Annotated in this window: 14 protein-coding genes; 5 read left to right on the top strand and 9 right to left on the bottom strand. The window is 68.3% G+C overall.

Going from position 1 to position 12,179, the window contains the following annotated elements:
- Positions 1–26: 26 nt before the first annotated feature.
- The 6 genes from pqqB to ACT7B3_RS15835 all read right to left on the bottom strand — a co-directional run bounded on the left by pqqB (position 27) and on the right by ACT7B3_RS15835 (position 3,931).
- Positions 27–953 carry a pyrroloquinoline quinone biosynthesis protein PqqB gene (gene pqqB / locus ACT7B3_RS15860; protein ID WP_445158598.1) on the bottom strand — a complete coding sequence of 309 codons (927 nt, stop codon included), beginning with the start codon at positions 951–953 and terminating at the stop codon, positions 27–29.
- 88 nt (positions 954–1,041) lie between these two features.
- Positions 1,042–1,113 (bottom strand): pyrroloquinoline quinone precursor peptide PqqA, encoded by a 72-nt coding sequence (pqqA, locus tag ACT7B3_RS15855; RefSeq protein WP_081786101.1) that lies wholly within the window; start codon positions 1,111–1,113, stop codon positions 1,042–1,044.
- A 334-nt stretch (positions 1,114–1,447) separates the two neighbouring features.
- On the bottom strand, positions 1,448–1,825 hold the full coding sequence (locus tag ACT7B3_RS15850) for a hypothetical protein (RefSeq protein WP_445158597.1): 378 nt from the start codon (positions 1,823–1,825) through the stop codon (positions 1,448–1,450).
- Positions 1,826–1,908: 83 nt separating this feature from the next.
- Positions 1,909–2,220 carry an AzlD family protein gene (locus ACT7B3_RS15845; RefSeq protein WP_445158596.1) on the bottom strand — a complete coding sequence of 104 codons (312 nt, stop codon included), beginning with the start codon at positions 2,218–2,220 and terminating at the stop codon, positions 1,909–1,911.
- Positions 2,217–2,939: an AzlC family ABC transporter permease gene (locus ACT7B3_RS15840; protein ID WP_445158595.1), complete on the bottom strand. Its 723-nt coding sequence runs from the start codon at positions 2,937–2,939 to the stop codon at positions 2,217–2,219. Before ACT7B3_RS15840 ends, ACT7B3_RS15845 begins: the two co-directional genes overlap by 4 nt.
- Positions 2,936–3,931, bottom strand: coding sequence for an LLM class flavin-dependent oxidoreductase (locus ACT7B3_RS15835; protein ID WP_444679228.1), 996 nt, complete (start codon positions 3,929–3,931; stop codon positions 2,936–2,938). Before ACT7B3_RS15835 ends, ACT7B3_RS15840 begins: the two co-directional genes overlap by 4 nt.
- A gap of 159 nt (positions 3,932–4,090) precedes the next feature.
- Between ACT7B3_RS15835 and ACT7B3_RS15830 the strand changes: the two genes are divergently transcribed.
- The 5 genes from ACT7B3_RS15830 (at position 4,091) to ACT7B3_RS15810 (ending at position 9,013) form a co-directional block, all read left to right on the top strand.
- Positions 4,091–5,725, top strand: a complete 1,635-nt coding sequence (locus ACT7B3_RS15830; RefSeq protein WP_445158594.1) for a BCCT family transporter — start codon at positions 4,091–4,093, stop codon at positions 5,723–5,725.
- 76 nt (positions 5,726–5,801) lie between these two features.
- On the top strand, positions 5,802–5,978 hold the full coding sequence (locus ACT7B3_RS15825; RefSeq protein ID WP_444679229.1) for a hypothetical protein: 177 nt from the start codon (positions 5,802–5,804) through the stop codon (positions 5,976–5,978).
- 13 nt (positions 5,979–5,991) lie between these two features.
- Positions 5,992–6,690 (top strand): extensin-like domain-containing protein, encoded by a 699-nt coding sequence (locus ACT7B3_RS15820; RefSeq protein WP_445158593.1) that lies wholly within the window; start codon positions 5,992–5,994, stop codon positions 6,688–6,690.
- 84 nt (positions 6,691–6,774) lie between these two features.
- On the top strand, positions 6,775–7,722 hold the full coding sequence (locus ACT7B3_RS15815) for a cobyrinic acid a,c-diamide synthase (RefSeq protein ID WP_445158592.1): 948 nt from the start codon (positions 6,775–6,777) through the stop codon (positions 7,720–7,722).
- 76 nt (positions 7,723–7,798) lie between these two features.
- Entirely contained in the window at positions 7,799–9,013 is a 1,215-nt protein-coding gene (locus tag ACT7B3_RS15810; RefSeq protein ID WP_445158591.1) for a toxic anion resistance protein, read from the top strand.
- Positions 9,014–9,071: 58 nt separating this feature from the next.
- On the opposite strand, the gene ACT7B3_RS15805 is transcribed toward ACT7B3_RS15810, so the two are convergent.
- The 3 genes from ACT7B3_RS15805 to ACT7B3_RS15795 all read right to left on the bottom strand — a co-directional run bounded on the left by ACT7B3_RS15805 (position 9,072) and on the right by ACT7B3_RS15795 (position 12,121).
- The gene (locus ACT7B3_RS15805; RefSeq protein ID WP_445158590.1) at positions 9,072–9,422 is read right to left on the bottom strand and encodes a hypothetical protein; all 351 of its coding nucleotides are present in this window, start codon (positions 9,420–9,422) and stop codon (positions 9,072–9,074) included.
- A gap of 63 nt (positions 9,423–9,485) precedes the next feature.
- Entirely contained in the window at positions 9,486–10,754 is a 1,269-nt protein-coding gene (locus ACT7B3_RS15800; protein WP_445158589.1) for a GGDEF domain-containing protein, read from the bottom strand.
- On the bottom strand, positions 10,751–12,121 hold the full coding sequence (locus tag ACT7B3_RS15795) for a substrate-binding periplasmic protein (RefSeq protein ID WP_445158588.1): 1,371 nt from the start codon (positions 12,119–12,121) through the stop codon (positions 10,751–10,753). Before ACT7B3_RS15795 ends, ACT7B3_RS15800 begins: the two co-directional genes overlap by 4 nt.
- Between the last annotated feature and the right edge of the window lie 58 nt (positions 12,122–12,179).

Here is a 12,179-nt window from a genome sequence, read left to right as displayed (position 1 = left end):
GCTCCGATGTTGCGGTTCGGCGCGGCTCAGATCTCCAGGCGCATGCCGTCGAAGGCCACCTCGATGCCGGCCTCGGCCAGGGTGGCGCGCTGCGGCGAGCCTTCGTCGAGGATCGGGTTGGTGTTGTTGATATGGATCAGCACCCGGCGGGTGGCAGGCGACAAGCGGTCGAGCTCCTCCAGCAGGCCGCCCGCCCCGGCCAGGGCCAGGTGCCCCATGTCGGTACCGGTCGACTTGCCCACGCCGGCGCGAATCAGCTCGTCGTCGTGCCACAGGGTGCCGTCGACCAGTACGCAGTCGGCCTGGGCGAGGTAGGCGCGCACCCGGTCGTCCAGCCGGCCGAGCCCCGGGCCGTAGAACAGCCGCGTGCCGCGGGTGCGGTCCTCGATCAGCAGGCCGATGTTGTCGCCCGGGGTCGGCGCGCCGCGGCGCGGCGAGTAGGGCGGGGCGTTGCTGCTCAGTGCCACGGCGGTGAACGCCAGGCCGGGGCAGGCGGGAATCTCGAAGGCGGCTTCCAGGTGGTTGTCGTCGATGGCAATCGGCTGCCAGTTCAGCCCGCCCCAGTGCTCGAGCATGGTGAACAGTGGAAAGCCACTGCTCAGGTCCTGGTGTACGTTGGGCGTGCACCACACGTCGAAGGGACAGCCTTCGCGCAGCGACAGCAGGCCGGTGGTGTGATCGATCTGGGCGTCCACCAGCAGCACGCCCGAAATGCCGCTGTCGCGGGGAATCTTGCGCGGGTGCAGCTCGGGATTGGCGTTCAGCTGGGCGCGGATGTCCGGCGAGGCGTTGCACAGCAGCCAGCGCTCGCCGTCGCTGCTGATGGCGATCGACGATTGGGTGCGCGGGGTGGCCTCAAGGCTTCCTTCCCGTTGGCCGCGGCACAGCGGGCAATTGCAGTTCCACTGGGGAAAGCCGCCGCCAGCGGCAGCCCCCAGAACCAGTACATGCATGGTTGGCTCCGTGCCTGAGGGTGAAGGTATCGGGTCGTGGCAGGGGCCGACGCTGCGCCAGCGCCAGCCCAGGGGCAGGAGTGCCGGTTCAGCGGTTGGAGATGTACAGGGTAACTTCGAAGCCGAGGCGCAGGTCGGTGTAGGCGGGTTTGGTCCACATAGGAAATTCTCCACGTCGTCAGGTGATAAGACAGATTGCCGCTTCCAGTTAAGCAGTTCGAGAGTTGCCTGCCTTCCTACCTAAGTCGTAGCAGACCTGCGACCTTGGCGCTGCACCGCGGGAGAATTGCCGATAAGAAAAGCGGCTATTGATACCATCAGCAAAAGCTATTGGTGGTGGGAATCGTTTTTGTTCTACTCTGTAGCGGTGTCGGCTTGGCCGACCCCCCTTCATTTGTCTGCATCCCTGCATGACACTTTTTGACCCGCCCTCGTGGCGGGTCTTTTTTAATCCAGCCTGTTGCGTCAACCCAGGCTCACGTTGAGAGAGCCGCTCAGGGCTTGCGCTCGTCGCGCACCTCGTAATCCCCTTCCAGCAGCTCGTGTTCGCCGTTGCCGTAGCGGGTTTCGCGATAGTGGGTCTCGTGCGCGTAGTAGCCGTTGCCGGCCTCTCTGGCCTGCTCGGCACGCAGCTGCTCGAGGCGCTTCTTCATGCGGTAGCGCACGATCGGCAGCATGGCCCAGCCGAGCAGCAGGAAGAACAGGCCGAGCACGGTGCCGACGATCAGCAGCACGCCGAACAGCAGCCAGGTCAGGATCAGCTTGAGCCCGCCCAGCGGGCCACGAGGAGACTGGCTGGCCCGGGCGCGCCACTGCTGGGCTGCCTGCCAGGCGGCGTTGCGGCGTGGGTCGTTGGGATCGAACATTGACATCTCCGGCGGAGTGGCTCCGCTTGCGGGTGGGTCGGTATCTGTTGGAGAGCGAGGTGCGCCAAACGTTCCAGGGTTGCAGGCTATCACAGCCATAGCCGCCACAGGGCGGCGGCGAGGATACCGGCGGCGATGGCGGCGAGCGCCTTCTGCGTCGTCAGCATCACGCCGAGTGTGGCAACCAGCGCCACGCGCGCCCCCCAGTCGCCCTGGATGGCCAGCGGGGTGATTACCGCGATCAGCACCGAGCCCGCCATGGCGTTGATGAAGCGCTCGACCTTTGGCCCGATCGGCACGTGCGCCATCACGAACACGCCGCCGGCACGGGTGAGGTAGGTGACGAGTGCCATGATGAGGATGGCGGCGACGACGCCGGCTGCGGTGGCGGGAAGCGTCATGGCGCTGCCTCCCCGGTGCGCTTGGGCGGCAGCAGTACGCCCGCCAGACCGCCGGCAACGGCGCCGACGATGACATGGGCATGCGGCGGCAGCCAGGCCATGGCGGCCACCGCCGCGATGGCAGCTGCTGCCCAGGGCAGCAGCATGGAGAGGTCGCGGCGCCCGCCAACCAGCATCGCCAGCAGGAAGCAGCCCATGATGACGTCCAGACCGAAGCGCTCCGGCTGCTCGATGCCGCTGCCGAAGATCACGCCAAGCAGGGTGCCGGCCAGCCAGGTCAACCACAGGGTGATGCCGCCGCCGACCAGCATGCCGAGGTTGGTCTCGCCGCGCTGGCGGTCGGCGACCGCCATGGCCCAGTTGGAGTCGCTCATCAGCACCACGCTGCCGTAGCGCTGGCCCGGCGGCAGGTGGGCCAGCCAGGGTTGGATGGCGGCGCCCATCAGCAGGTGGCGGGCGTTGATGGCGAAGGTAATGGCAATTAGCGGCAGCAGCGGAATCTCGGGCCCCCACAGCTCCAGGGCGGCGAACTGGGAGGCGCCGGCGAACACCAGCGCACTCATCAGCAGCGCCTCGTGGCCCGACAGGCCGCGCGAAAGCGCGGCGACACCGAAGGCCAGGCCGAACACCACCACGAACAGCGACAGTGGTGCCATGCGGCGGATGCCAACCAGGATGCCGGCGAGATCGAGCCTGGCGCCAGGAGGTGAGGGGGTCATGCGTGCCATATCTCCGACACGATCTCATAGCTGCGCAGGCGGTCGGCGCTGGCATAGGTGTCGGTATTGAGCATCAGCTCGTCGGCGCCGGTCTGTTCGAGGAAGTGCTCGAGCCCTTCGCGCACGGTGTCGGGTCCGCCGATCACCGCGGCACCGAGGAACTGCTCCACCTGGGTGCGCTCCATGGGGGTCCAGTCGAGGCTCTCCTTCGGCGGCAGCGAACGGGTGCGCTGGCCGCGAACCATGCCGAGGAATTTCTGGCGGGTGGTGGAGGCGAGGAACTGGGCGCGTGCGTCGCTCTCGGCAGCAATGACCGGCAGGCCGACCATGGCGTAGGGCTGCGCCAGGACGTCCGACGGGCGGAAGTTGTCGCGATACAGCCGCAGCGCCTCGTGCAGGTAGCCGGGGGCGAACTGGGCGGCAAAGGCGAACGGCAGCCCCTCGCGAGCGGCAAGCTGGGCGCTGTAGCCGCTGGAGCCGAGCAGCCAGATCGGCACCCGGGTGCCCTGGCCCGGCACCGCGCGCACCCGCTGGCCGGGCTGCTCCTCGCTGAGAAAGGCCTGCAGTTCGGCCAGCTGGTCGGGGAAGTCGTTGACCCCGGCATAGGGGTCGCGGCGCAGTGCGGCCATGGTCGCGGCATCGGAGCCCGGGGCGCGGCCCAGCCCCAGGTCGATGCGCCCGGGGAAGAGGGTTGCGAGGGTGCCGAACTGCTCGGCGATCACCAGCGGCGGGTGGTTGGGCAGCATGATGCCGCCGCTGCCCACGCGGATGCGCGAGGTGGCGCCGGCAACATGGCCGATCAGCACCGCGGTGGCGGCACTGGCGATACCGTCGAGGCTGTGGTGCTCGGCCAGCCAGTAGCGAGTGAAGCCCAGGCGCTCGGTCAGTTGGGCCAGGGCCACGCTTTCGGCGAAGCTGTCGGCGATGGTGCCGCCCTGGCGGATCGGCGCCAGGTCGAGCACGGAGAGAGGGGTCGTGGCGAGTCGGGACATGGTGCGACGCTCGTGAATTGTTTAGCCTGCTTTGCATCAGCATCGTCGCAGATGCGATGGGATGCAATGCTCTTGCTGCGAATTTGCCGGTTGGCTGTGTGTCCGTGGGGGCAGCTGCTAGGCTGAAGGCGTTCACGAACGAAGCGAAAGGAATCCAATATGGCCAACCATGGAGGGCAGCGGGTCTTTGCCGCCTCGGCACTGATCATTTTCGGGCTGGTGCTCGTCGGTGCCGGCTTTCCCGATCAGTTCGCAGCGGCGGCGGATGCCGCCCTTGCCGGCGTGACGCGCCTGTTCGGCTGGTTCTATCTCATTTCGGTATTCGGTTTCGTGATCTTCCTGCTGGTGCTGGCCTTCAGCAAGTACGGCAAGATTCGGCTGGGCCCGCAGGACAGTACGCCGAGCTTTAGCTTTTTCTCCTGGATCAGCATGCTGCTGGCGGCAGGGTTCGGCGTGGGGCTGGTGTTCTACGGCATGGCCGAGCCGATGTTCCACTACATCGACCCGCCCTACGGCGACGTGCCGGCGGAAACCACCGCCTCGGCGCGCTATGCCATCCAGTACAGCTACTTCAATTGGGGTGTGCACCAGTGGGCGGCGTTCGCGGTAGTGGGGTTGATCATCGCCTACTTCCAGTTCCGCAAGGGGCAGGCCGGGCTGGTCTCCTCGGTGCTCTCCTCGGTGGCGGCGAAATACCCGCGGGTGCGGCCCTATGCGCCCACGCTGGACGTGTTCGCGGTGGTGGCCACGGTGATGGGGGTGGCTACCTCGCTGGGCCTGGGCGTGCTGCAGATGAACGGGGGGCTCAATGCCGTGTTCGGCCTGCCGGAAAATGTGCTGTGGCAGTTCATCATCCTGTTCGTGATGTTCCTGGCCTACATGGCCTCGACCTGGTCGGGGCTGGACAAAGGCATCCGGCGGCTCTCCAACCTCAACATGATCCTATGCATCGGGCTAATGCTCTATGTGCTGATCACCGGGCCCACGGTGATGATTCTTGAGACCATCACCCTGGGCATCGGCGACTACCTGCAGAACTTCATCGGCATGAGCCTGCGCATCTCGCCCTTCACCGACAACACCTGGGCCGCCAGCTGGACCATCTTCTACTGGGCCTGGGTCATCGCCTGGTCGCCGTTCGTGGGCACCTTCGTGGCTCGCGTGTCGCGCGGGCGCACCATCAAGCAGTACGTGTTCGGCGTGCTCATCGTGCCGCCGCTGCTGGCCTGCCTGTGGATCGGTGTGTTCGGTGGCGCGGCGCTGCACATGGAGCTGAACGGCGATGTCGGCCTGGCCGCGGCCACTGAAGCCAACATCACCGTGGCGCTGTTCGAGATGTTCGACCTCATGCCCTTCACCGGCGTGCTGTCGGTGATCGCGATGCTGCTCATCTTTATCTTCCTAGTCACCTCGGCCGACTCGGCCTCCTATATCGTGGCGCAGATGACCGACAACGGCTCGATCAACCCGCCGCTGTTCAAGCGCGTGGTCTGGGGGGTGCTGATCGCCGCCATCTGTCTCACGCTGATCGCCGCGGGCGGGCTCTCGGGCCTGCAGTCGGCGTCGGTGCTCTCGGCGCTGCCGTTCACCTTCATTCTCTACGGCATGATCGTGGTGCTGGTACGCGAGCTTCGCGCCGACCGCCAGGCCATGCTGACCCAGCTCTACCGCCGTCATGGCGAGACGCCGGTGGGCGCCGACGCCTTCGAGGCCGAGGCGCTGGGCGAGCAGGAGCGGCTGCGGCGGGCGCCCAACGTGGTCAATCGGCGTATTCATCGGCGTGAAGGAGGCTAGATGGTTGACAACGGCGGTAGCCAGGCGTGGTGACAGGTCGTAAGCTTGAGAAAGAATCGGGTATCGGATGCCTACCATGTCTCTCATCGGCTCACGCCAACGCCCGCTGCAGCGCGGCGCCACCCGGCGCCGCCAGCCGCGTCGCCATTCTCCGGGCGGCTTCGATCGCTGGCTCGATCGTGCGGTGGATGTCGCCGTGATCACCGCGCTGCTGGTGGGTGGCGTGGCGCTGATCCTCACGCTGCTGCTCTGACCCCCGCCTCGCGATGCGCATGCTGCTGATCGTGCTGCTGCTGCTCGCCCTCGGGGCGGCGGCCTGGTGGCACTTCGAGGAGGCGATCCCCCGTCACTGGCACCCCTGGGCACCGCTGCACGTCGACGACCCGCTGACGCCGGTGACGAAATGGAAGCTGCACCTTCTGGCCGATGATCGCGAGGGCTGCCTGGCGGCGCTGGACACCGTTCCCGACGGCGCGCTGCGCATGACCCCGCTGGAGGATCACGAGCCGGTGGCGGGCTGCCCGCTGCACAACGTGGTGCGCATGCAGCGCAGCGAGGTCACCTTCAACGCCAGCTTCGTCGCTGCCTGCCCGCTGGCACTGGCCTGGGTCATGTACGAACGCCAGCGGCTCCAGCCCGCGGCGCTGGCCCATCTCGACAGCCGCGTGGTGCAGGTGGAGCATTACGGCAGCTTTGCCTGTCGAAACATCTACGGACGCGAGGCCGGCCGGCGCAGCGAGCACGCCACCGCCGAGGCGCTGGACGTGGCGGCCTTCCACCTTGAGGATGGACGGCGCGTCAGCCTGCTGCAGCACTGGGATGCCGAGGATGCGCGCGGCGCTTTCCTGCGCGAGGCGCGCGACGGCGCCTGCGAGCTGTTCGGCAACGTGCTGGGCCCCGACTACAACCAGGCCCACGCCGACCACTTCCACTTCGGCATGCGCGGCTTTCGCCTGTGCCGTTGATGAGCCGGCAGGCTCGCACAGGATCACCGACCCCCATACACTCAAAGGCAGTCATTCGTCGCCGTTTGCTGAGAGACAAGGCTTATGCTGGGATTTCTGCAGGGGTTTGCCTACGGCCTCTTCCTTACCTGCCTGCCCTGGGCGCTGGTGGGGCTGGTCAATCCTCGGCTGGCGGTGCCCACCGAGAACCCCGGCCGGCTGCAGGTAGTGTTTCGCTACGGTCTGCTGGTGCCCTTCCTCAGCATGCTGCTGTGGCTGACCTCGCTGTGGGGGGGCTTCGGGCCGAGCCTGGGCGGCTGGCTCGCCGGGCTGGCGGCGATCGGCATTGCGCTGCCGCTGGAGCGCGGCTGGCGGCGCTGGCGGACGCGGCGCCACCAGCAGCGGCTGAAGGCCAAGCTCGACGCCGAGGCGCAGCGCCAGCGGGCCGCGCACGAGCGGCAGGCGCGCGAGGCCGGTGTCGCCGAACTCGACCCCAGCCGGCCGCCGGTGGATGCCGACGACCTGGTGCTGGCCCTGTGCCGGGCCAAGCAGGGGCTGCTCGAGGTGCAGCGGCCCGACCTGGCGGCCCAGGTCGATCGCTTCTATACCCGCTACAGCCATGTCATGACGCTGCTCGGCGCGCGCTTCGACCCCGGCGAGCTGGCCTACGAGCGCTCGCGTCGCCTGGTCACCGAGGTGTGCCTGGGGGCGGTGGATGCCTTCGGCTCGATGGCGGGCCAGGCTCGCGGGGTGGCGGGGCTGGACGGCGACTACGTGCGCCGCCGCCTGGCCCAGGAGGAGGCGGGGCTCGCGGTGGAAGAGCGCATCGCCCTGAAGCGGCGCCTGGAGCTGATCGAGGAGACCGACAAGCGGCTGCGGCGGCTGGCGGCGCGCAACGAGTCGGCGCTGACCCTGCTCGACGACGCCGCGGTGGCCCTGGCGCGAATCGAGACCGGCCGCCCCCAGGCCTCGCTGGCCACCGACCAGGCGCTGGAAGAGCTGCGCCGTTTCATTGGCGGGGCGGAGCGCTACAGTCGCAGCGAGCGGCGCTGAGCCCGGCGCCGCTTCGCCTGATCTTGTAAAGGCATTGTGAACGACCTCGTGAATGATCCAGAAGGGGAAGACGCTTATGAACTCGCCGTTGGAAACTGGCTCGCCGCTCTCCCTGCCGCCGGTGGAGGAGATCGCCAGGGAGCTGGGGCAGGCCGACCCCGAGCCGACGCCCGAGGTCGACGACCCGCAGCTGCAGCGCATGGCCGACGCCTTTGTCGACGAGGTGCTCTCCGGCGACGATGGCAGCCTGGCGCGCCAGCGCCGGGCGGTGGACGAAATGGGCCTGGAGCTGCAGCAGCAGGCCGCCCATCACAGCGAGATGCTGCAGACCCCGCTGCGCAAGCTGGCGCACCAGGGCGACGAAGGCGGCCCGGTGGCCAAGGCGCTGCTCGACCTGCGCGGCCACATGCAGACCCTCGACCCCCAGCAGCACCGCCTGGCGTCGGGTCCGTTCGACCGCCTGCTGGCGCGGATTCCCGGCGCCGGCGGCCGCGTGCAGCGCTACTTCCGCAAGTTCGAGAACGCCCAGCAGGCGCTCGACGCCATCATCGCCGACCTCGAGGCGGGGCGTGACATGCTGCGCCGCGACAACATCACCCTCGGTGACGACCAGGAGAGCCTGCGTAGCCTGCTGGCCCGGCTCACGCGCCAGATCGACCTCGGCCGCCTGATCGACCGGCGCCTTGGCCAGGCGCTGGAACAGCGGGGCGGTGAGCACCCCCAGCGCGCCTTCATCGAAGAGGAGCTGCGCTTTCCGCTGCGCCAGCGCATCGTCGACCTGCAGCAGCAGATGGCGGTGAGCCAGCAGGGCGTGCTGGCGCTGGAAGTGATCATTCGCAACAACCGCGAGCTGATCCGCGGCGTCGACCGGGCGATTCATGTCACCGTCTCGGCGCTGACGGTGGCGGTCGCCGTGGCGCTGGCGCTGGCCAACCAGCGGCTGGTGCTGGATCGCGTCGAGTCGCTCAATACCACCACCTCCGACCTGATCGCCGGCACCGCCAGGGCGCTGCGCCAGCAGGGGGTGGAGATCCAGACCCGCGCGGCTTCCGCGCAGCTCGACATGCAGGCGCTGGAAGAAGCCTTTGGCGAGGTGATGGGTGCCATCGACGACCTGTCGCGCTACCGCCAGGAGGCGCTGCCGCAGCTCGACGCCCAGATCGATCGCCTGGCGGCGCTGGCGCGCCGTGGCGACGAGGCCATCGATAGGCTGCAGCGCGGCAGCGAGGCGCACGCCACGCCGCTGGAGGCGAACGTACGCCCGTCCGACGATACGCCGCGCGGCGGCTAGGCGGGTGGATGCCGCCCGGGAGGGCCGCGAGTGAAACTCCCGCTAGGTGTAAACCCCGCTAGGGCGAGCCCCCGGGCGGGCGGTGCGACGGCGGCGCGTCCGGGGGCGTGGCGTCACGCGTCTCGCGCTCATGGGCGCTGGCATCGCGCCAGGCCTTGCGCATCAGCTCCCAGGCCTCCTCCACGCCCTGCTGCAGCGAGTCCCAGGCCGCCTCGCCGGCCGTCTGCAGCGCCTCGAGGCGGCGGCGGGTCTCGTCGCGGCGCTGCTTGAGCCGCTCGATATCCTCCCGGTAGCGCGTCTGGGCCTCGGCCCCGGCGCGGCGTGCCCGTTCGGAAAGGGCGTCGATTTCGGCATTCCACTCGTCCAGTCGCGCCTTCATCTGCTCGACGAACTCATCGCGTCTGTTCATGGCGTCTCTCCATTGGCGGATCTTCTTCTATCGAGTACGCCTGGCCCGGGCGGTTCCCCGGGCTCAGCTGTGCGCTACCACCCGATCGCGGCCCTGATGCTTGGCCTGATAGAGCTGCGCATCGGCCTGGGCCAGCAGCTCGGCACAGTTCAGCCCATCGGCCGGGGTCGCGCTGGCCACGCCGAGGCTTGCAGTGATCCGGTCGCTGCCTGCGGCGTAGGCGTGGGGGATGTTCAGCTCGCTGATGCCGTGGCGGATCTGTTCGGCGACCTGCAGGGCACCCTGCAGATCGGTGTCGGGCAGCACGCAGACGAACTCCTCGCCGCCGTAGCGTGCCACCAGGTCCGCGGCGCGATGCACCACGCCGGTCAGGACATCGGCCACGCTGCGCAGAGTGTCGTCGCCGGCCAGATGGCCGTAGTGGTCGTTGTACTCCTTGAAGTGGTCGATATCGATGAAGATGATCGACAGGGCGCTGCCCGAGCGCATGGCGCGCTGCCACTCGGCTTCGAGGAAATCGTCGAAGCGGCGGCGATTGGCGATGCCGGTCAGGCCATCCATGGTGGAGATGTGCCGCAGCCGGTCGCGCTGGTCGAGGCCGCTCTGGAAGGCGACCAGCAGCTCGTCGAGACTGTGCACCAGGTCGCCCAACTCGTCGTTGGAGTGGTGCCTGAGCCGGGGCTTGGGCCACTGGCCCGGCCGGCGCGGATCGGTGGCCACGATGGCGGCGTGGACCCTGAGCAGCGGGCGCGTGATGAAACCGTGGAACAGGGCGACGACCAGCGCGGCGATGAGCAGGGCCTTGAGCACGCCCAAGGTAAAGACGAAGCGGCTCTGGCCGAGGAAGTCGCGGTACAGGGTGCTGAGCGCCAGGGTCATGTGCAGCTCACCGACCGGCTGCGGCGCGCCGTCGTCCTGAGTGCCGTAGTAGAGGGTACGCTGGTAGTGCAGGATGTCGCCGAACAGGGCGTCGGCCAGTCGGCCGGAGGGTGGCTCCCAGGCCAGGCTGCGCGAGGCCATGGTGCGTCCGAAGTCGTCGCGCATGATGACGCGGGCAGCACGGCCGCCGCCATACAGCCCTTCCACCACCTGCGAGGCGAGGTCAGGGTTGAGCTGGAAGGCGGCTTCGGCGGCGGTGCCCAGCACCAGGTCGAGGCGGTACTCGGTCCGCTGCTCGATTTGCTGGCGCATCTGGCGGGTGTCGAGCGCCAGCTCTAACGCGCCGGCCAAGACGCTCAGCAGCAGCACGAGCGGCAGGGTCAGCATGGCCTGCTTGACGGTCAGGCTGCGGCGTTCTCCCGGTCGACGTTCCTTGTCGGGGTGGGGTATCACGGTGGTGCGTCTCCTTGGACGGCGGGCTGTCGATCCAGCGCCGCCTGCAAGCGTGCCACGAAAGGCTCCGGCACCGAAGGGTGACAGGCCAGGTAGAGGTCAACTTCATGAAAATCAAAGAGGTGGCGCAGGTCGACGCCGGCTTCCTGGGCCAGGGTGTGCGCCGCCTGTGCCCCGGTGACCCAGACGTCGATCAGCCCGGCGCGCAGGCGCCCCAGGTTCTCGCGCTCGGCCGTGGCCATGATCACCGGAACGCCCTGTTCGATGACGTATTCCCCCACCGCATCGGCGCGGAACCCCCCCACGCGCAGGCCGGAAAGCTCGTCGAGCGTGGCCGCTCGTACGCGGGAGCCAGGCCGGGTAAAGGCGGCCCAGGTGCTGGTCGCCAGCGGGCCGATCCAGATGAACAGCGGCTCACGCTCAGGGGTGCGGGTGGTGGAGTAGACGCAGTGGCGCTCGCGCAGCTGGGCCTCGGTGAAGGCGCGGGCCCAGGGCAGCAGGCGGAAATGCGCGGACAGTCCGGCGGATTTCAGGGCCTGGCGCAGGCGCTCGGTCGAGCGCCCGGTGATGCTGCCGTCCGCGGCGCGATGGTTGTAGGGCGGGTAGTCCTCGGTGTTGAACACGATGTTGCTGCCGAGGATATCGCCCAGCACGCCGTGGCGGTTCAGCGCATCCAGGGCCTGCTGCATCTGGTCGACCAGCGCCGGGTCGGTGTGGCGGTGCAGGGCGTAGTAGAGGTCCGATTCGCTGATCGTCAGCACCGGCATGTAGTCGGTGGTGGGCAGGCCATGCTCCTGCATCAGCCAGAAGGCCACGTCCTCGCTGTAGGCCCATAGCTCGACCCGCCCGTGCTCCAGCATGTGCATGGCGCTGACGTTGGAAATGGCCACCTGCAGCTGGCGCGGCGGTACGCCGGCCTCTTCAAGGCGCTGAGCGCCGATGTCCTCGCGAATCACGGCGACGCGGTAGTCGGCGTCGATCAGTTCGTCGAGGTTCTCCAGCGTGATGCCGCTGTCGCGCCGCGCGATCAGCGTGACGCGGTCGGTGGCGATGGGCCCGACCCACTGGAACAGCGCTTCGCGCTGCTCGGTGCGGGTGGTGGAGAACAGTACCGTGCCAGGTTCGGTCAGCGCCGTATCGTAGCCGCGCGCCCAGGGGTAGTAGCGGATGTCGTCACGCGACAGGGTCGCACCGGTCAGCGCGAAGATGCGCTCGAGTATCTCGATGGAGATGCCCTCGAGATGGCTCTCGCGCAGGTAGTTGTAGGGGGGGTACTCTTCGGTAATGAAAGTCAGTCCTTCCAGGCCGGCATGGGTCGGCGCCGCAAGCCAAAAACCGAGCGCCGCCAGCCATCCTCTCTTGCGCATGCGCAGCCCTCTTGCCGTGTTCGCCGTGCTGACTCATCGCGGCAATGTGCTGCACCGC

It is taken from the genome of Halomonas sp. E14 (assembly GCF_052568415.1).
Note: the sequence above shows the minus strand (reverse complement) of the source record. Positions and strands in the feature narration are given on the sequence as shown.